16 protein-coding genes are annotated in these 19,569 nt (G+C 38.3%); 12 read left to right on the forward strand and 4 right to left on the reverse strand.

Annotated elements, in window-relative coordinates:
- Positions 1-2 precede the first annotated feature (2 nt).
- The 5 genes from TDE_RS06885 to hisS all read left to right on the forward strand — a co-directional run bounded on the left by TDE_RS06885 (position 3) and on the right by hisS (position 5,525).
- Positions 3-1,073: a glycosyltransferase gene (locus TDE_RS06885; RefSeq protein ID WP_002679065.1), complete on the forward strand. Its 1,071-nt coding sequence runs from the start codon at positions 3-5 to the stop codon at positions 1,071-1,073.
- 5 nt (positions 1,074-1,078) lie between these two features.
- Entirely contained in the window at positions 1,079-2,068 is a 990-nt protein-coding gene (locus TDE_RS06890; protein ID WP_002679067.1) for an NAD-dependent epimerase/dehydratase family protein, read from the forward strand.
- A gap of 47 nt (positions 2,069-2,115) precedes the next feature.
- Positions 2,116-2,991, forward strand: a complete 876-nt coding sequence (rfbA, locus tag TDE_RS06895) for a glucose-1-phosphate thymidylyltransferase RfbA (protein ID WP_002679070.1) — start codon at positions 2,116-2,118, stop codon at positions 2,989-2,991.
- Positions 2,992-3,009: 18 nt separating this feature from the next.
- On the forward strand, positions 3,010-4,098 hold the full coding sequence (gene rfbB / locus TDE_RS06900; protein ID WP_002679073.1) for a dTDP-glucose 4,6-dehydratase: 1,089 nt from the start codon (positions 3,010-3,012) through the stop codon (positions 4,096-4,098).
- Between the two features lie 80 nt (positions 4,099-4,178).
- Positions 4,179-5,525, forward strand: a complete 1,347-nt coding sequence (gene hisS, locus TDE_RS06905) for a histidine--tRNA ligase (protein WP_002679075.1) — start codon at positions 4,179-4,181, stop codon at positions 5,523-5,525.
- Here hisS and rlmB read toward each other — a convergent pair.
- From rlmB to TDE_RS06920, 3 genes are all read right to left on the reverse strand, one after another.
- Positions 5,522-6,298 carry a 23S rRNA (guanosine(2251)-2'-O)-methyltransferase RlmB gene (gene rlmB / locus TDE_RS06910; RefSeq protein ID WP_002679077.1) on the reverse strand — a complete coding sequence of 259 codons (777 nt, stop codon included), beginning with the start codon at positions 6,296-6,298 and terminating at the stop codon, positions 5,522-5,524. The genes hisS and rlmB overlap by 4 nt on opposite strands.
- Positions 6,299-6,304: 6 nt before the next feature.
- The gene (locus tag TDE_RS06915; protein ID WP_002679079.1) at positions 6,305-7,717 is read right to left on the reverse strand and encodes an MBL fold metallo-hydrolase RNA specificity domain-containing protein; all 1,413 of its coding nucleotides are present in this window, start codon (positions 7,715-7,717) and stop codon (positions 6,305-6,307) included.
- Between the two features lie 74 nt (positions 7,718-7,791).
- Positions 7,792-8,640, reverse strand: a complete 849-nt coding sequence (locus TDE_RS06920; protein WP_002678060.1) for a hypothetical protein — start codon at positions 8,638-8,640, stop codon at positions 7,792-7,794.
- Between the two features lie 92 nt (positions 8,641-8,732).
- On the opposite strand from TDE_RS06920, the gene TDE_RS06925 reads away from it, so the two are divergent.
- The 5 genes from TDE_RS06925 to TDE_RS06945 are packed head-to-tail and all read left to right on the forward strand — an operon-like array spanning position 8,733 to position 14,539.
- Entirely contained in the window at positions 8,733-9,362 is a 630-nt protein-coding gene (locus TDE_RS06925; RefSeq protein WP_002679084.1) for a hypothetical protein, read from the forward strand.
- A gap of 12 nt (positions 9,363-9,374) precedes the next feature.
- Positions 9,375-10,271 carry a tRNA (adenosine(37)-N6)-dimethylallyltransferase MiaA gene (miaA, locus tag TDE_RS06930; RefSeq protein ID WP_002679096.1) on the forward strand — a complete coding sequence of 299 codons (897 nt, stop codon included), beginning with the start codon at positions 9,375-9,377 and terminating at the stop codon, positions 10,269-10,271.
- A gap of 26 nt (positions 10,272-10,297) precedes the next feature.
- Positions 10,298-11,113, forward strand: coding sequence for a glutamate racemase (murI, locus tag TDE_RS06935; protein ID WP_002679098.1), 816 nt, complete (start codon positions 10,298-10,300; stop codon positions 11,111-11,113).
- A gap of 1 nt (position 11,114) precedes the next feature.
- Positions 11,115-12,062, forward strand: a complete 948-nt coding sequence (rsgA, locus tag TDE_RS06940; protein WP_002679106.1) for a ribosome small subunit-dependent GTPase A — start codon at positions 11,115-11,117, stop codon at positions 12,060-12,062.
- A gap of 20 nt (positions 12,063-12,082) precedes the next feature.
- Positions 12,083-14,539: an endonuclease MutS2 gene (locus tag TDE_RS06945; RefSeq protein WP_002679109.1), complete on the forward strand. Its 2,457-nt coding sequence runs from the start codon at positions 12,083-12,085 to the stop codon at positions 14,537-14,539.
- Between the two features lie 23 nt (positions 14,540-14,562).
- Here the strand turns inward: TDE_RS06945 and TDE_RS06950 are convergent, their stop codons facing one another.
- Positions 14,563-15,762: a hypothetical protein gene (locus TDE_RS06950; protein ID WP_002679110.1), complete on the reverse strand. Its 1,200-nt coding sequence runs from the start codon at positions 15,760-15,762 to the stop codon at positions 14,563-14,565.
- 112 nt (positions 15,763-15,874) lie between these two features.
- Here TDE_RS06950 and TDE_RS06955 point away from each other — a divergent pair, with 112 nt between their 5' ends.
- Positions 15,875-18,199: an alpha-galactosidase gene (locus tag TDE_RS06955; protein ID WP_002679111.1), complete on the forward strand. Its 2,325-nt coding sequence runs from the start codon at positions 15,875-15,877 to the stop codon at positions 18,197-18,199.
- Between the two features lies 1 nt (position 18,200).
- Positions 18,201-19,565 carry a melibiose:sodium transporter MelB gene (locus TDE_RS06960; RefSeq protein WP_002679112.1) on the forward strand — a complete coding sequence of 455 codons (1,365 nt, stop codon included), beginning with the start codon at positions 18,201-18,203 and terminating at the stop codon, positions 19,563-19,565.
- The last annotated feature ends 4 nt before the right edge of the window (positions 19,566-19,569 follow it).

Raw genomic sequence — 19,569 nt, forward strand, 5'->3', positions numbered from 1 at the left:
TAATGAAAATCTTACACATAATTACTAACACTGAACTCGGCGGGGCTCAAACCGTATGTATTTCTTTGGCCAATATGGCATCTGATGAAGGAAACATAGTAGCTGTAGCTTCAATGAATGGCGGATATCTATGGGATAATTTAAGTTCTTCGGTTATTCAATTTAAGATTAAAAATATGATAAAGCCTATTAGATTGTTACCGGATTTGAAATGCTATTTTGAGCTAAAAAAGGTAATTAATGAATTTGCCCCCGATATTATTCATCTACATTCAAGTAAGGCCGGAACCTTAGGCCGTCTTGCGGGCTTTAAATATAGAAAAAAAATAATTTATACTGTGCACGGTTTTGATTCCATCCGTCTCCATCATAGAATTTTTTTACCGCTTGAACGTTTTTTACAAAGATTCTGCGGTGCAATAGTTGCAGTTTCTAAATATGACGAAAAAAAATTATATAAAGAAAAAATTACTAAAAATATCAAGACAATTTACAATGGTATAAGTTTAAATTCTGTTGATTCTCCGAAACCTTTTGACTCATCTTCATATAAAAAAGTTATTATGACAATAGCCCGTATTTCCAGGCAAAAACGATTTGAAAGTTTTTTATCTATTGCTTCAGATCCTGTAATGAAAGATTACCTCTTTGTCTGGGTCGGCGGTTCTGCCGAAAAATCGATGGATGAGATAAAAAAGGACTATTCTATCCCTTCCAATGTTTTATTGCTTGGAGACTATCCAAATGCGTCAAGCCTTTTGCCGTATTGTGATCTTTTTGTCTTATTTAGCAACTATGAGGGGCTCCCGATGACTATTATAGAAGCCATGGCTTATAAAAAGGCTATAGTTGCATCAAATGTAGGCGGAATTTCTGAGTTAGTTGATGTTACAAATGGTGCTCTAATTGAAACCGATGACGGTGCCGTTGAGGCAATAGGTGCTATCTTGCAAGATGACGAAAAAAAGGCTAAAATGGGAAAAGCTTCATTTGAAAAATTTTCAAAGTTTTTTACTTTGGATATTATGTGGAAAAATTATCGTAGTTTATACAAAGAGATAGCAGAGGATTAAAACAAATGCACATAGCAATAATAGGCGGTTCCGGTTTTATAGGAACAAGACTAACAAAGAGACTTTTAGCGTCCGGACATACAATTAAAATTCTTGATAAACAGGATAGTAAATACTATCCCAACTTGAGAGCCTTTGCTGATGTAAGGGATATAGATTCTTTAAAAAAAGAATTATCCTCTAGCCTTGACTGCGTTATCAACTTGGCGGCTGAACATCGCGATGATGTTGAACCTAAAAGCTTATATGATGAAGTAAATGTTGACGGTGCAGAAAATGTATGCAAGGTCTGTTCGGAATTGGGAATAAAAAAAATTATTTTTACAAGCTCTGTTGCGGTATACGGTTTTGCACCTTTAAATACGAACGAAACAGGTAAAATAAATTATTTTAATGATTATGGCAGAACAAAATGGCTTGCTGAAGGAAAATACCGTGCGTGGATTGAAAACGATAACGAAAATTCGCTTACGATAATAAGACCTACTGTTGTATTCGGAGAGCAAAATAGGGGCAATGTTTATAATCTATTAAGACAAATCAGTTCAGGCTTTTTCCCATTTGTCGGAAACGGTAAAAATAAAAAATCAATGGCCTATGTTGAAAATGTAGCTGCCTTTATCGAATTTTCTTTAAATAACGGACAAGGTGAACACTTATTTAATTATCTAGATAAACCCGACTTTGATATGAATTCTCTTGCCAATGAAGTTTATAAAATCTTAGGAAATAAGAATCATAAAATTTTTCATTGGCCCTATTGGCTGGGCTATTGCGGCGGTCTTTGCTTTGACTTACTTGCTAAAATATCGAGAAAAAAATTAGCAATCAGTTCAATCAGGGTAAAAAAATTCTGTGCCGATACTCTTTTTGATACGATCAATATACCTAAAACCGATTTTAAGGCTCCCGTATCTTTAAGCGAGGGCTTATACAATACTATAAAATATGAATTCATTGATAAGATTCAAGATCATGTTTTTCATACTGAGTAGAAACTTATTATAAATTTTTATATCATCAATTTTGGATAGAGGTTTTTATGAAGGCAATAATTTTAGCAGGAGGGGCCGGAACCCGTTTATATCCGCTTACAAAGGCTGTTTCAAAACAAATTTTACCAATGTATGATAAGCCCATGATTTATTATCCCTTGTCGGTTATGATGCTTGCCGGTATACGTGAAGTTTTAATTATATCTACACCGCGGGATATAGGACTTTTTAAGGAACTTTTCAGTGATGGAAATTGGTTGGGTATGAGGTTTGAGTATGCCGTTCAAGATAAACCTCGAGGCCTTGCTGATGCCTTCATAGTGGGTGAAAAGTTCATCGGTGCTGATTCTTGTGCTTTGGTCTTGGGTGATAATATTTTTTATGGAAGAGGTTTCAGCAGCACTTTGGCAGATGCAGTTTCCTCCATAAAAGATAATGGAGGAGCCTTGATTTTCGGTTATTATGTTAAGGATCCGAGAGCTTACGGAGTTGTTGATTTTGATGATAAAGGAAATGTTTTGAGTATTGAGGAGAAGCCTCAAAATCCAAAATCAAATTATGCAATCCCAGGCTTATATTTTTATGATAATGAAGTAATTCAAATTGCAAAATCGATTAAACCTTCGGCCAGAGGCGAGATTGAAATTACATCCGTAAATAATGCTTATCTGGCTATGGGCAAATTAAGAGTTGAAAAGCTGGGGCGCGGCATGGCTTGGCTTGACACGGGAACTTATGACGGTCTTTTAGAAGCCTCAAATTTTATAGCAACAATTCAGAAGAGGCAGGGAATGTATGTTTCCTGTATAGAAGAAATAGCTTATTTACAAAAATGGATTTCAAAGACTCAGCTTTTAAATTTATCTTCTTCCTATAATAATGAATATGGAGATTATCTAAAATATATTGCGGAAAATTGTTAAGTTAAGGAGCTATTCTAAATGCGAAGTTTACAAAATATACTGGTAACCGGCGGTGCGGGCTTTATAGGTTCTAATTTTATCAGAACCTTATTAAAAAAAGAAGACGCATTTACGGGTCGTATTATAAATCTTGATGCTCTTACTTATGCAGGTAATGCCGCAAGCCTTGCCGATATGGAATCCGAATTCGGCGGAAGCCGATACTTTTTTATTCATGGAAATATCTGCGATAAAGAAATTATAAATAGTATTTTTACGGAATATAATATAGACACGGTTGTTCATTTTGCAGCTGAAAGTCATGTTGACCGCTCTATTTTGGGTCCTGAGGTTTTTTTAAAGACAAATGTTTTGGGAACCTTTAACCTTTTGGAGACTGCAAAGCAATTTTGGAAAAAACCTGACGGAACAATGCGTGATGATGTTCTTTTTCACCATATCAGTACGGATGAGGTTTACGGTTCTTTGGGCACTGAAGGCTATTTTAAAGAAACTACAGCCTATGACCCTCGTTCTCCTTATTCTGCAAGCAAGGCATCAAGCGATCACTTGGTAAAAGCTTACTTCCATACCTATGGGCTGCCTGCTACTATTTCAAACTGTTCCAATAATTACGGGCCGTTTCAATTCCCTGAAAAATTGATTCCCCTTATGATTTTAAATATGCTTGAAGGTAAAAATCTTCCAGTTTACGGTGACGGTAAGCAGATTAGAGACTGGATACATGTTGAAGACCACAATGAAGCTGTAAGGCTTATACTAAAAAACGGGAGAGCGGGGAAGACCTATAATATAGGCGGCGAAAATGAATGGGAAAATATAAAGCTTTTAAATAAGCTCATTCAAATCGTTTGCAAAAAGACAGGTCTTGAGGAAGAAAATGTAAGAAAAACTATTACACATGTAACCGATAGGCTTGGACATGACCGCCGCTATGCTATTGACTGTACCAAGATAAAAAATGAACTTAATTGGAAGCGTAACTTTGATTTTGAAACCGGACTTGAAAATACTGTTGACTGGTATTTAAATAATAAGAAATGGATAGAAAATGTCCGTTCCGGTGAGTACCGAAATTGGATAGAAAAAAATTATAAAGAGAGATAGGTGTTGCCGTAGTCAACATGACTTAGTCAATATTGACTTGACTCTTGCCCAATCTAAAAAAATATTGTAAAATAAAAACTATGAGTGATTTAATACAACCGAAAGTTTTAAAAGGATTTAGAGATTTCCTTCCGGCAGATGAGATTGAAAGAGCTCTTCTTATGGAAAGACTGGTAAAGGTTTTTAGGGATTACGGCTTTGTGCCTATAGACACCCCTGCCTTAGAATATTCCGAGATTCTATTGAGAAAGAGCGGAGGAGAGACCGAAAAGCAGGTTTTCCGGTTTAGCGACAATGGCGGACGGGATGTTGCTATGCGTTTTGACTTAACCGTTCCCTTAGCTCGATTTGTTGCAGAACATAAGTCCGAGATATATTTCCCGTTTAAGCGTTACCATTTGGGAAAGGTTTGGCGCGGTGAAAAGCCTCAGGCCGGACGGTATCGGGAATTTTTGCAATGTGATTTTGATACATTGGGTTCCGATTCGGCTGCCGTTGATTTTGAAATTTTGCGTCTTATTAAAAAAGCTTTAAACGAATTAGGTGTTTCCAATTTTAAAATACACGTTTCCCATAGGGGTATATTTAACCGTTTTTTAAAGTCTTTAAACCTATCGGAAGACAGCGAAGAGGTTTTGCGTATTGTAGATAAACTTGCTAAGATAGGGGAGGACGAGGTTTTAAAGCTCCTTACCGATATAAGCTCCGAAGAAAGTGCCAAAAAAATATTGGCTTATATTTCCGGTGTAAGCAAGGAGTTAAAAAGCGAAGACTTTGAAAAGACTCTTTCCCACTTGGAAAACCTCGCAGGCGGCCCCGACGAAGATACAAAACGCATGAGAGATATCTATGCCTTGGTAAAGGCTGTAGGTATTGAAGATTCAATTGTTTTTGATCCTTCAATTACACGAGGTCTGGATTATTACACCGGTGTTGTATTTGAGACCTTTTTAAACGATTTACCATCGATAGGCTCTGTTTGCTCAGGCGGAAGGTACGATAACCTTACGGCTCTTTATATGAAGGAGTGTATTACCGGAGTGGGTGCTTCCATAGGGCTTGACAGGCTTTTAGCTGCCCTTGAACTCTTGGGCCATCAAAAAACAAAGGCCAGCTTTACCGACCTCCTTATTTTTTCTTTACCTGAAGATGATCTGGTTCTTTCGTATAAGATAGTAAATTTTTTTGAAGCCGAAAAAATAAATGCTGAAGTATATCCTGAACCTAAAAAGATGAATCATCAGTACACCTATGCCGAAAAAAAAGACATAAGGTGGGGGCTTTTCTTAGATAAAGATTCTTGTGTGGAAGAATTCGATAAGGCCCCTCAAAGGTTTAAGATAAAATTAAAAGATATGACTAATAGAACAGAGGATGAAACGCCTCTTAGCGAGGCCGTAAAAAAGATAAGAGCTTCAAAAAATTAAACCTCTTTTTTCCGGCTTATTTCGTATAATAGAATGCCTGCTGCGACGGAAACATTTAGGCTGTCAAGTTTTCCCTTTGTCGGAATTGACACTATTTCGTCGCAGGTTTCTTCTACAAGGCGGCTCATTCCCCTTCCTTCATTTCCCATAATAAGGACTGTCTTTTTTGGGAACGTAAGATTGGGTAGGGCCTTGCCTCCTGCATCTGCCCCGTAAATCCAAAAGCCTTCCTTTTTTAGCCTTTCTACGGTTCTTACCAAATTGGTTACTTCCACGAATGGAACCCAGGCTAAAGCTCCTGCGCTTACCTTGCTTATAATCTCAAAGCCTCCCGCACTTTTGTTTTCCGGAACTATTATTCCGTCTATTCCGAACTGGTCCGCACTTCGTATAATGGAACCCGTATTGTGAGGATCAGTAACGGAGTCGAGGATTACCACAAAAGCCGAGCCTTTTTCTGCAAGTTTTGCAAAAAACTCATCTACACTCATTCCTTTTTTTTGATTTTCAGCCTCAGTTACAAGAACAATACCCCTGTGATCCCTTAACTGTTCCGGCAAGGTTTTAGTAAGGGAATCAAGAAATTGATTGTCTTTTTTTTCAATCTTTAGATTCAATTTACGAGCCGCTTCCAAAATTTTTTTTACCCTTGGTCCTTCTTTAGAGTAAAAAATTTCAAGGCTCGGCTTCCGGTTCTTTTCTTTTTCTATTTTAAGTTTTTCCGCTCTTAAAATCTCGTCTATAGCATGAAAACCAGTAATTATTTTTTTCATAAATTTCTAGTCCAATTTGTATGTTCTTCCGTATTTTACCGTTTTTACATCATTATAACCGTTTTCGTTTAAGTATTGGGTAAAATAAGTTTGAGCCTTAGGCTCTCCGTGAACCAAGAATATCGTTTTAAGTTTAGGATTCTTCAAGGAGTCCAGCCACTCTCTGGACTCAAAATAGTCGGCATGAGCACTGAAGGCGTTTATCTGCAAAATTTCAGCCCGTACCTGATGCCATTCACCGAAAATTTTTACTTCTTGTTCTTTGTTTTGGAGTCTACGGCCGAGAGTATCTTCTGCCATAAAACCTACCAGCAGCACCTTTGTCGATGGCTTTTCGATATTGTTTGCAAGATGGTGGGTAATTCGTCCGAATTCGCACATTCCGTCCGCACTTATTATAACCATGGGACCGTCAATATTGTTCAATTCCTTGGACTCGGCTACGCTGGTTATAAATTTGAGCGAGTTAAAGCCGAAAGGATTTTTATGATGAATTAAAAAGGCCTCATGTGTTTGTGCATCATAGCATTCGGGATGTACCTGAAATATACTCGTTGCGTTTACGGCCATGGGAGAATCTACATAAATCGGAATATCGGGAATTATTCTTTTATCGACTAAGAGGTGAAAATAATAGACGATTTCCTGAGTCCTTTCAACGGCAAAGGCGGGAATAATCATCTTTCCCTTATTTTGTACAATTTCCTGTGTTTTTTCGGCAAGAAGTTTTAAAGCATTATCGGTTTCCTCGTGGCGCCGGTTTCCGTATGTGCTTTCAATAACTATATAATCTACAGGAGGAATAATGTCAGGATCGCGGATAATAGCCTTATTTTTTCGGCCTAGGTCTCCTGTAAAGGCTATTTTTACCTCTTTCCCATCCGAGTCTTTGGCGGTAATTACAGCCATCGCTGAACCTAAAATATGCCCTGCATCATAGAATTCCAGTTGAACATTGGGGCCTATCCATGCAGGCCTATGATATGAAATTGTTACAAACTGGTTGACTGTTTGAATTACATCGGCTTCATCAAAAAGAGGCACCCATTTAAAGGTTTCTCCTTTTTTTGCAGCTTGTTTGGATAAATACTCCCTATCTCTGGCTTGAATTCGTGCAGAATCCATCATAACAAGGTTTGCTATATCTCTGGTGGCAGGGGTTGCATATATGTTGCCTGTAAATCCATGCTTTCCCAGCAAGGGTAATAAACCGCAATGATCATAATGACCATGGGTTAAAATGACGGCTTCCAGCTCAGGAGCCGGAACATTAAAATCCCTGTTTTTCTTGTCCGCTTCTGCTCTTTTTCCTTGAAAAGCTCCGCAGTCTATCAAATATTTATGCCCGTCAACTTCAAGAATGTGTTTAGATCCGGTAACTTCTTCTGCAGCACCTAGCGAGTAAAATTTAATTGCCATAGCTTAAGCATACATCATAATCGGCGAAAAATCAAGTCCTATTTTTTAGCTATTGTTATAGATGGTCTAGAGGTTTATTGCCATATGTGGTAGCTGTGTATGTACTTTATAAAACTGAGATTTCCTAAAATAAACAAGGCAAGGCCTATACCCAGGAGGGTATAAGATGATGTATATAAGAGAACCGCATAACCTATTAAGGCCCCTGTCAGCGAAAGGGCTGCAAATAAATACTCTTTTATGTTTTTTGTGATATAGACAAAAAAGTAATTTACACAGGCTAAAAGTGCAGCTATTAAAAACAGGTATATATATGAATGGCCTGCCTTAATATCCGAAAGAAAGTATCTGCTTATATAAAAATTATTTATAGGCATTGATAAGCATATTAAAAAAGATATAAAAAAAATAAAAAAGAAGACTGACGATATCTTTCTAGTTATTATTTTGTTGGCAAAGATGCCTGCCATAAAGATGGACATAATTCCGGCTAATCTGAAAAAATATACCAATCGGGATAGATTTGCTATACTATCCAGCACTATATTGGAAAAGCTATATAGAGGAAAAACAAGCCTTATACTTTCAAAGCTTATGCATAAGGTAAACATGGCAAAAAAGGATATTTCGATTGCATGAGTCTTTTTAAATGTAAAATAGACGAAGATTAAAAAGCCAAGCGATAAAAACGGAAAGGCCAAGATACTTATTAATACCGCATAGCCGTTATAATTATTTCTTAAAAGGCTGAGTATAAATTCAGTAATTCCCGAGCTTTCTGCAGATTTTGTGCCCGTTACCAAGGAATTATCAAGGTTTCCGTTAAGTACAATACCTACAAAGGATATTAAGGATAATATAAGAATTAAAGCTGCAATACATATGGCGACTAGGCGCGCTCTGTTTCTTCCTGCAATTGTCATATTAGAGCAGTATACCAGTAAAAAAAATATTTGTAAAGGCAATTATTCAAAAATACTTGATATATTGGTATTTTTATGGTAAAATAAGCCTTATGAACTTTGTTTTTATTTTAGTTTTACCCTTAGTTTTTTTACTCTATGCCTCATTTTCAAAGGAACAAGGCGGTAAGTTTGCAGCCTTTTTATTCGGTATTTTGGGTGGAATAGTGTCATTGATAATTGTTTCTTTTTTTCCTTTTTCCAGTCTGCAAATTTCATCTTATTTGAGTTCCCATTTATGCCGCTTTTTCTTCCAGTACTTTTTCTTAAACGCTCTCTTCGGATTGGCTTTTTTCTTTTTGATTTCATGGTCTCTTTCTGAAGAAACTTTAAGCAATAGCTTGTCGGCTCTTTTCGGTATTTTTAGTGCCGTCTTTGCCTATCTATTTTACAGGAATATCAATACGCCCGATTCAACCGAGCTTAGTTTATTCCTCCTTATAATAACAGGCACAATCCTTATTTTTGATTTTGTTTACTATGTTTTGTCGGCGAATTTAACGATTTCCATGGATTTTATGGTTTATGCGATAGCCTTTATTTCTTTTATCATTTTTAGCCTTTTAGGCTCATATGCTCTTGCAAGTTGGTATTTATCCAAATCTTTAAATATGCATACTTTTGTTTCTTGCGGTATGTTTTTGGTGGGAGTTGTTTTAAATATTGTCCGGAATCGGTTGTAAGTTTTTCATTTTATGAATCTCGATTTTTTGTCTTTATCGGATAAACATAATTCGGTTGTTGTGCTGGGCGCTACGGCTACGGGAAAAACTTCCTATGCCGTAGGCCTTGCAAAAGAGCTTGGCGGAGAAATCATTTCTGCGGATTCAAGGCAGGTTTATAAGGGCCTTGACCTAGGTACCGGAAAAGACTTAAAAGAATACGGCGATGTGCCCCATCACCTAATCGATATTTGCACCTTGGAAAGGGAATACAATGTTTTTGATTTTCAAAATGATGCTTACAAGGCCTTTGAAGATATAAAGAGGAGAAAAAAGCTGCCCATTTTTGCAGGAGGAACGGGGCTGTATCTTGATTCTCTTATAAGGGAATACGAACTTATTCCTGTTCCAAAAAATGAAGAACTGAGGGCTTCTTTGGCCGGTAAGGATTTGACGGAACTGCAAAAGTTTTTTTTTGAATACAATGTTCCGATGCATAATAAGACCGACCTTGAAAATATGGATCGGCTTATGCGGGCTATTGAAATTGCGGAATATAAAAAGACCCATCCCGATGCAGCCGAAATCTTAAACGCCAACCGTCCCGACATCCGCCCCCTTATAATAGGCCTTAAATACCCGCGGGAGATTTTAAGGGAAAGAATAAGGCTTAGACTCCTAGAGCGTATAAAAGACGGAATGATAGAAGAAACCGAGAGCCTTCACAAGGAGGGCTTTTCTTGGGAAAGGCTTGAAAGTTTAGGGCTTGAATATAAATTTACCGCTCAATATCTTCAAGGCAAAATAAAATCTAGGGAAGAGTACGTTGATTCTCTTTACCGTGCCATTTGTCAGTTTGCGAAACGGCAGGAAACTTGGTTTCGTCGTATGGAAAAAAACGGGGTAAAAATAAACTGGGTATTGAAGTGAGTTTTTAATTAGCGTTGGAGGGAAAATTGACTTTAAAACAAAACGTTCAATATGTTTTTATAGACTCAGGCATAGGGGGCCTGCCTTATTTAAGGCATTTAAAAGAATTGGAACCTCAAAGTTCTTGTGCTTATGTCGCAGACACAAAACATTTTCCCTATGGAGAAAAAACACTGGAAGATGTAATAGAATATACCGAAGACCTGGTAAAGAAAATAATCGAAAAACTTAAACCCTCCGTTATAATAATAGCCTGTAATACGATGACGGTTTCGGCTCTTTCACATTTGCGTAAAAAATTTGAGATACCCTTTGTGGGCACTGTTCCTGCTATAAAGCCTGCGGCCTTAACAAGTAAAAATAAAAAAATTGCCGTCCTTGCAACCGAAAGAACGGTAAACGATATCTATGTGCAAAATCTCATTGAGGAATTCGGAGCCGATTGTAAATTTTTTATGCGTGCAGATTCCGTTTTGGTCTCTAAAATAGAGAATACCTTATTGTCAGGTTCTGAGGAAGATAAAAAGGCCGGAATCCGTCCTGCGGTTGAGTTTTTTAAATCGGCGGGAACGGATACTGCTGTATTAGGCTGTACACATTTTCTCCACCTAAGAGATGAGTTTAAATCCGAGTGTGAACCGGATATAAAGATTGTGGACTCTTTGGATGGGGTTGTAAATCAAGCCTTAAAAATATCTCCTCCACAAAAATCAAAGACGGATGAGAAATTAAAAAATATTCAAAAAGATATTTTTTATATCACCTCGGAAAAAACTGAAGAGAGTACAAAAAAATATTCCGCTTATGCGGAGCTCTTTAATATGACTTTAGGTTACTTCTAAAATGAAAGGATTGGTTTTAAAAGGATCTAATAATATTTTTTATGTTGAATGTGAAGACGGAAAATTCAGAAGCTGCTCCATTAAGGGGAAGGTTCTAAAAGATTCTGCTCTTTACTATAATCCTCTTGCTGCCGGAGATTTTGTAAATCTTGAGCCCGATACTCACTCTGATGATGAAGGCTTGATAACGGGTTTAATAGAAAGAAAAAATTCTTTTTTACGCTTAAATCAAAAACTGAATATGCCCCAGCTTTTAGCTGCAAATATCGACCTGCTTGTTTGTGTTGTTTCTGCTGCTAATCCTCCCTTCCGCCCTCGATTTGTGGACAGGGTTTTAGTGCAAGCCGAGATTCAAAAGATTCCGGTTTTAATTGTTATAAATAAGTGTGATTTAAAAATCTTGGCTGATGTAAGAGATAGAATAGAGGATTGGAAAAGATTGGACTATAAAACCATCGAAGTATCGGCAAAGGAGGGCAGGGGAATGGATAACTTAATTGAAAGCCTCTCGTCTAAAACTTCTGCCCTCGTAGGACAGTCAGGAGTAGGTAAAAGTACACTCTTAAATTTTATCGCCCCCGATTTAAATCTAAAAACTTCTGCAATTTCGGATAAGTATGACCGAGGCACCCACACGACAACACAAGGAGAGTATTTTAAAATAAAAGCTCTTACTTCAAAGGGGAAAGAACATTCGATAAACATAATTGATACGCCGGGTGTGAGGCATTTTGCAATTTACGGCATCGAACCTGAAGATACGGCCCTATATTTTCCCGAAATGGAAAAGCTTATAGGCTCATGTAAATTCGGCCTTTCCTGCACCCATACCCATGAACTAGGCTGTGCCATTTTGGAAGCCCTTAAAAAAGGAAATATTCATAAGGATAGGTATACGAGTTTTGAGCTTATACATAAAGAATTACAAGAAACGGTAAAGAAGTATTAATCGTAGGGTAGGAGTGAGATATGACTGAACATACGCTGGAAGTTTTGCAGTTTTCGAGGATAAGAGAAATTATTGCCTCTTATTGTGTAACTGATGAAGGAAAAGAATTTTGTTTAAAAAAGAATCCGGATACGGATATTAAAAAAATAGAAGAAGAAAAAAAATTAGGGATTGATTTTTTAAGTCTTTTAAGGGCATATAAGGCTCCTCCAATAAAGTACAGGCCTCCCGTTCTTCCCTTTCTTGAAGGCATAGAAGTTGAAGGAGCTGCCCTTGATATTGAAGGCGTTTATTCGGTCGGACTTTTAGCCTTATCCGTTTTTTCTTTGCATGAATGGCTGAGTCCTTTTTTAGAAAATGAAGACCTAAATGAAAACTCGATTGTTTCCTTTGTAAAAAAAATACCCGATATGCTCCATCTAAAAAATCTTGTATTTTCTTTTATAGATGAAAACGGAGAATTGCAAGACCTTCCTTCTTTGAGGGCAATAAAAAATAAAATACGCTCTATCGAGGACGACATAGATAAAACTATGCGGAATTATTTTACAAATGATGCAACCCGTCAAATGCTTCAATCCAATCTTCCTACGGTCAAAGACGGAAGGCAGGTTATAGCCGTAAGATCAAATTTTAAAGGAAGGATTCCGGGTATCATTCATGAGTATTCTCAATCGGGGCAAACCTTTTATCTTGAACCGGAAGAAATAGTTTTAAAGAATAATGACCTTATCGCCGCTCATGCCGAATATGAGCGTGAACTCTTAAGGCTATTGCAGGACTTGACTTCCCAAATTGCAGAGCATACCGAAAACATAAAAGAGGCCTGTGAAGCAATCACAAAATTGGATTGTGTTGCCGCCGCTTCCCGATGGGCTCATTCCAATAATTGTGTCTTTGCAGGCAGTATAGATTTAGGCTTAAGCCATTCAATAGACAAGGACGGCAGCCATGATTCAAAAGGAACCCCTCTTGCTTTTTATCTTCATCAAGCCCGGCATCCCCTGCTTGGAAAATCGGCGGTTCCTATAGACCTAAAATTATCTAAAGATGATAGGGTGCTTATTATAACGGGCCCGAATACCGGAGGAAAAACCGTAAGCTTAAAAACGGCAGCTCTCTTTGCTCTGATAAACCAAACAGGCTGGCCGGTTCCTGCAGGCCCTTTGACCCGTCTTCCTTATTTTGATTTTATAGCCTGCGACATAGGCGATGAGCAGTCTATGGATCAATCCCTTTCTACCTTTTCGGCTCACATGAAAAATGTTTCCGAAATTATAAGGAGGGCAGGGGATAAAAGTCTTATAATTCTTGATGAGCTTGGAAGTGGCACGGATCCTCAAGAAGGTTGTGCAATAGCTATGGCAGTTCTCGATGATCTTTTAGAAAAAAAAGCCTTTGTCTTTGTTACAACCCATCATGGTGCCTTAAAAAATTACGGCTATAGTAAGGAGTCCTGTGTAAATGCCTCGGTCGAATTTAATCAAAACACATTGAGCCCTACCTATCGGATACTGATGGGAGTTCCCGGAGAAAGCCATGCCGTTGACATAGCCAAGCGGAACGGTCTTCCGGAACATATAATCGAAAAAGCTCACACCTATTTGGGAAATAACAGGGCCGATGTTTCCGATCTTATAAAGGGCCTTATTCAAAAGCATGAAGACCTAAACGAATTTGAACTTCAAAAAAAAGAAGAAGAATTAAAACTTAAAGAGGATAGGCGGCGTTCCGATTTAAAAGAACTTCAATTAAAACAAAAGGAATTGGAGCTGAAAAAAGACGGAATAAAAAGGCTCGACCTCTTTTTTGAAGAAAAAAGAAAATTCCTTGAAAACCTTGTGCGGGAGCTGAGAGAGGGAGAGCTAAGCCGAGAAAAAACTTTAAGCGTCAAAAAATGGATTGACGATTTTGAAAAAGACTTGGACAAAGAACATGAGGCCCTTAAACTTGAACAAACAAAGATAGATGAAAGACTTCATTCTTCAAAAGAAAAAAATAAGGCTCCTCAAAATCCTGAGCTCCGCGAAGGCACAAGGGTTATAATAAAAAGCCTCAACCGTAACGGAGAGCTTATCCGTGAAGAAAAAAAAGGAAAGTGGCTTGTTGCCGTCGATAACTTAAAACTTACTATTGCCGAGGACGATATTGAGGTTTGCGAAAATCAGGAAAAACTTAAACTTTCCAAACCCATTGTCAGCATTATAAGCGACACAAGTGCTCCTTCTTCCCGTCCTTCTTTTGAGCTCCGTCTTTTAGGAATGAGGGCTGAGGAAGCTCAAAAGGCCTTGCAGGATCAGATGGATCTTGCCTTGGTGCACGGTATCACCGAATTTGCCATTATTCACGGAAAGGGTCATGGAATTCTTCAAGAACTTTCTCACGACTTTTTAAAACGAAGTCCCTATGTAAAGGCTTTCCGTTTTGCAAAGCCGGAAGAAGGCGGATCGGGGAAGACGATAGTAAGCCTCGGTTAGGGCCATGCTGCGGCTAACGCAAGCTAATTTGATTCAAAATTTTCTATTACGTAAAAATCTACGGGGAACCAATTTTCGGGAGCCGCTATTTCATCGGCTATTTCTCCTATAGGAACATGGGCCGTAGTTTCACAGCCTAGATAGGTTTTTCCATTGTGAGTAAAACAGGTTCCGCTTCCAGGACAGTCTACTGCGGCTATGGCATGGGACTTATTCGGAGAAACCAAAAGGACTGCATCTATGTTCATCTGTTTTAGCATTAGCACCATAAGAAGAGCCCTGCTGTCGCAGTCGCCTCTTTTTTCCGTAAGGGCTTGAGGTAAGTTTATAAAATCGCTTCCTTTTCTGTCTCTTTCATAGTTAAAATTTTGAACTAAAAGAAGCAGTTCTTTTGCCGCTTTTTCGGCAAATCCGTTTTGATTGTTTTCATCAAAGAGCGAAGTATATACGGCAAAGGAAGCTGGAGCTATGCGGTTCCATGCATCCCTAAAAATTATCTTATAAAAACGCTGCCAAGCTGCGATTAAATTATCATGATTTAAATATATAGTCAAAACAGAAAATTCCCTGTCAATTACAGACTTGTTTGCTTCCGCATCGGACTCATCTATCGTAAAGGATATGTTTTTATTGTTAAAAGTATACTCGATAGTTTTTTCTTTTGTTTTAGGATATAGGGCTGTTGTAACCGGCCCGGGCTCAAAATAAGACATTGTATCGGTATAAACCGTGTCAATGGAAGAAATCATAAGGTTTTCACACTCCTTTGCCTTATCCTTGTCGGTATAGGTAAGAAGAACCAGCCAGCCGGTTTTATTGGGCAGCTCAAGGCTTAAAACCCAGCCTGAAAGCTCCTTAGGTTTATATTTTTCGGAAGGCGAATATAAAAACGATACCGACGATAAAAGAGCTTCCTTATTTCTCCATACAAAAGGCACATCCTTATGAGTCATTTTTAGCTGTTTAAAAACATGTTCGGCCGCTTCTTTTACGCTCTTAAATTGGGGTGCTTCATACAAGGCAATTTGTAAATCAACCGGCAGAATAGCATGCTGAAAAAGATATCTTTCATTTCCTTCTCTATTGGCTAAAACAAAATCCTCAGGCAGGTCGAGTGCATAGCCCCATGAAGGGGAATACATTTGTTCTGCCGAAAGAGAAACACTTAAAAAAAAGAAACAGCTTAGAAACAAAAAAAATAATAAAACGTTTTTCTTCTTCATTTTTTCCCTCATATTACTCTATAATTATAACTTATTTTTAATAATAATACTATAGTTTTAATATAAAATTTACTTTGCATATCTTTAAAAATTATGTTATACTGTTCGGGCTATGATTCAATTTGAAGATGATGTTTTTTATCTGGAAACCGAGAACTCAAGCTATTGGTTCCGTATAAGTCCTTACGGCCACTTGGAAACCGTGCATTACGGTAAAAAGATGGAAAGAGGCGATATACAGGGTCTCCTTGTAAAAAGAACGGCACAGACAGGTTCTTCCGTTTGCTATGATGAAAAAGCCCCCCTATATGTGCTTGATAATATCCCCTTGCAATGGTCGGGAAATGGCAGGGGGGATTACCGTTATTCTCCTTGCGAAATAAGAATGCCCGATTCTTCTTTTACGCACGATTTTGTTTATCAATCCCATAAGATAGAAAAGGGCTTGAAACCTATGCAGACTCTTCCTTACGCCATTGACGGAAATGAAGACGCCGAAACCCTTATCATAAATTTAAAAGATATAAACGATGTTAGTCTTGCACTCTACTATACGGTATTTCCGTCCTTTAATCTTATAACAAGGCGTGCTGTCTTGACAAATAATAATGAAAAAGCCTTGGAAATACGCCGCCTTATGAGTATGATGATAGATCTTCCGGACAGGGGCTTCGATATGTTCACCCTTGACGGAAGCTGGATTAAAGAAGCTCATCTCCACAAAAAAGAAATTTCCTATGGGATGTGGGTAAACGAGTCTACAACCGGAGCAAGCTCTAACCGTCACAATCCGGGTTTTCTTGTTGCAGCTCACGGAGCAGAGGAGGATAGGGGAGAGGTCTACGGGTTCAACCTTATCTACAGCGGCAATCATTTAGGATTTGTTCAAAAAAGTCATTTGGACTTAATCCGCATCGGTATCGGGATAAGTCCTCATTGTTTTTCTTGGGATTTAAAAAAAGGTGAAAGCTTTGAAACGCCTGAGGCTCTTCTTTCTTTTTCCGATAGGGGATTTAACGGGCTTCGTTCAAATATGCACGGCTTTATAAATAAGTGTATTGTAAGGGGTGAATGGAAAGAAAAAGAAAGGCCTGTTTTAATAAACAATTGGGAAGCCGATTTTTTTAAGTTTAACCGCCGAAGCCTTTTACGCTCTGCCCGTCAGGCAAAAAAACTAGGGCTTGAGCTTTTTGTGCTTGATGACGGCTGGTTCGGAGACCGGAATAACGATAGTGCAGGCCTCGGCGACTATCGGGTAAATACAAAAAAGCTCCCCGGCGGAATTAAAAAACTTGCCGACAGGGTGCGTAAAATAGGGCTTGACTTCGGGCTTTGGTTTGAGCCTGAAATGGTAAACGAGGACAGCGATCTATTCCGTTCTCATCCCGAGTGGGCCTTAAAAGAGCCCTTCAGGGAGCCGGTCAGAGGAAGGCATCAGCTCGTCCTTGACCTTTGTCTTAAAGAAGTGAGGAATTATATAGTTGAAAATGTTTCACGGATTTTAGATGAGGCGGATGTCTCTTATGTAAAATGGGATATGAACCGTCACATATCGGCAGCTTTTTCTCCTTCTTTAAAAAATCAAGGAGAGTTTTATCACCGATATATTTTAGGCCTTTATGAAGTCTTAAGGAGGATTTTTTCTCCTCGGCCTCATATCCTGCTTGAAAGTTGTTCTTCAGGAGGAAACCGTTTTGATCTTGGAATGCTTTGCTTTTCTCCCCAGATATGGACTTCGGATAATACCGACCCTGTGGAAAGGCAGGAAATACAAAGCTCTTTAAGTCTCCTATATCCGCTTTCTACTATGGGTGCCCATGTTTCGGCCTCGCCTCATCAGCAGACCCTAAGGCAAACATCCTTGAGTACCCGCTTTAATACCGCCTGTTTCGGGGTCTTAGGTTATGAATTGGATCTAAAATTTTTAACCCATGCCGAAAAAAAAGAAATAAAAGAACAAATTTCTTTTTATAAAAAATACAGAAAAATTTTTCAGTTCGGTTCTTTTTCGGTTATAGGTACTCATAAAGATAATCAGAGGCATTGGCAATGTTCTGACGGCAGGACTGCCGTATCAGGCCTTTTTCAGATGAAGGCACGGACTGCCGACGGGCACAGTATTTTAAAAGTTAAAGGAATGAAGGAAAATGCCTTATACGAGGTTGAAACAAAACCTCAAAGCCTCTATATAAAGCGTTTCGGAGGTTTGATTAAACATGTGCTTCCCATTTCTTTAAATCCTGAGGGACTTGTTTTAAGAACGGTAAACAAGTATTATGCTCTTTTAGATTGTGTAGAAAAATATCGAGCTTCAGGAAAGCTGTTGGACTACGGTATTCTTTTAAATAATCAGTTTATGGGCACTTATTATAATGATAAGACTCATCTTTGGGGAGACTTCGGTTCCTGTTTATTTGTAACGAAGGAGGTCATTTAAAATGAAACAAAACAGATGGACTTTCGGCCTTGGAACTATAGGCCGAGATATGGTGTACTCTTTGATAAGCATGTACCTTATTTTTTACATGACCGATGTAATTTATGTTCCTACAAATGTATTGTGGAGTATTACTGTTATTGTTCTTGCAGCCCGCATCTTTGATGCCTGTAACGATCCGATTATGGGTTTGATTGTAGATAATACCAAAACCAAGTACGGAAAATTTAAGCCTTGGATAGCCTTCGGAGCCTTGACCTCAGGGATTTTTACAATCCTTCTTTTTACGGATTTTGGGATTAAGGGAGGAGCCTATGCAGCCTTCTTCGGCATTATCTATCTTTTATGGGGTATTGCTTTTACCACAAACGATATAAGCTATTGGTCAATGCTTCCTTCATTAAGTGTGGATCAAAAAGAAAGAGAAAAAATAGGATCTATTGCCCGTATTTGCGCAAATGTGGGACTTTTCTTTGTTGTTGCAGGCATAGTTCCCATTACAACCGCATGGGGTAATAAGATGGGAAGCCTTGCAAAGGGATATTTTTTCTTTGCAATTATGGTTACCCTAATTATGTGGCTCGGTCAAATTATAACCTTAATAGGAGTAAAAGAACCTAAAATAACAAAGCCTCAAAAACATACATCCCTTAAAGAGCTCTTGAGCGTTATAGTAAAAAATGACCAGCTCCTTTTAACTGCTATAGCCATGACTCTCTTTATGATAGGCTACATGACCACAACCGGTTTCGGACTTTACTTTTTTAAGTATGCCTACGGCGATGAAGGTATGTATTCCGTCTTTGCAATTATCCTAGGCCTTTCCCAAATTTCGGCCCTGATTATTTTTCCGATTTTAAGTAAATTTTTTGTAAGGCAAAAAATTTATACGGCTTCGATAATAATGGTTTTGGCAGGTTACATCCTCTTCTTTTTTGCTCCTACAAATACCATGTTTTTTATCGGTATTTCGGGAGTTCTTCTCTTTGTGGGTCAGGCCTTTATTCAGCTTATGATGCTCATGTTCCTCGCAGATTGTGTTGACTACGGCCATTGGAAATTGGGCAAACGGAATGACAGCATTTCGTTTTCGATTCAGCCCTTTATCAATAAACTTTCAGGAGCTATCGGAAACGGCATCGTAAGCGCAGTCGTCATCATTTCAGGAATCAAAGAAGCCTCATCCGCTGCCGAGGTTACAAAGGAAGGCCTTTTAATGATGAAGACAGCCATGCTCGTCTTTCCTCTTTTTTGTATAGTCGGCAGCTACATCCTATACCGCCTCCGCTATAAAATCGACGAAAAAACCTATGCTAACATTTTAACTGAACTTGAAGAGCGGGGCGAGCTGGTTAAAAAGGAGTAAGGAA

The organism is Treponema denticola ATCC 35405, assembly GCF_000008185.1.
Classification (GTDB): Bacteria; Spirochaetota; Spirochaetia; order Treponematales; family Treponemataceae; genus Treponema_B; species Treponema_B denticola.

Bases quoted from the DNA above. Each gene is read 5' to 3' on its own strand.
- TDE_RS06885 (WP_002679065.1), top strand. From the start codon at position 3: ATGAAAATCTTACACATAATTACTAACACTGAACTCGGCGGGGCTCAA.
- TDE_RS06890 (WP_002679067.1), top strand. From the start codon at position 1,079: ATGCACATAGCAATAATAGGCGGTTCCGGTTTTATAGGAACAAGACTA.
- rfbA (WP_002679070.1), top strand. From the start codon at position 2,116: ATGAAGGCAATAATTTTAGCAGGAGGGGCCGGAACCCGTTTATATCCG.
- rfbB (WP_002679073.1), top strand. From the start codon at position 3,010: ATGCGAAGTTTACAAAATATACTGGTAACCGGCGGTGCGGGCTTTATA.
- hisS (WP_002679075.1), top strand. From the start codon at position 4,179: ATGAGTGATTTAATACAACCGAAAGTTTTAAAAGGATTTAGAGATTTC.
- rlmB (WP_002679077.1), bottom strand. From the start codon at position 6,298: ATGAAAAAAATAATTACTGGTTTTCATGCTATAGACGAGATTTTAAGA.
- TDE_RS06915 (WP_002679079.1), bottom strand. From the start codon at position 7,717: ATGGCAATTAAATTTTACTCGCTAGGTGCTGCAGAAGAAGTTACCGGA.
- TDE_RS06920 (WP_002678060.1), bottom strand. From the start codon at position 8,640: ATGACAATTGCAGGAAGAAACAGAGCGCGCCTAGTCGCCATATGTATT.
- TDE_RS06925 (WP_002679084.1), top strand. From the start codon at position 8,733: ATGAACTTTGTTTTTATTTTAGTTTTACCCTTAGTTTTTTTACTCTAT.
- miaA (WP_002679096.1), top strand. From the start codon at position 9,375: ATGAATCTCGATTTTTTGTCTTTATCGGATAAACATAATTCGGTTGTT.
- rsgA (WP_002679106.1), top strand. From the start codon at position 11,115: ATGAAAGGATTGGTTTTAAAAGGATCTAATAATATTTTTTATGTTGAA.
- TDE_RS06945 (WP_002679109.1), top strand. From the start codon at position 12,083: ATGACTGAACATACGCTGGAAGTTTTGCAGTTTTCGAGGATAAGAGAA.
- TDE_RS06950 (WP_002679110.1), bottom strand. From the start codon at position 15,762: ATGAAGAAGAAAAACGTTTTATTATTTTTTTTGTTTCTAAGCTGTTTC.
- TDE_RS06955 (WP_002679111.1), top strand. From the start codon at position 15,875: ATGATTCAATTTGAAGATGATGTTTTTTATCTGGAAACCGAGAACTCA.
- TDE_RS06960 (WP_002679112.1), top strand. From the start codon at position 18,201: ATGAAACAAAACAGATGGACTTTCGGCCTTGGAACTATAGGCCGAGAT.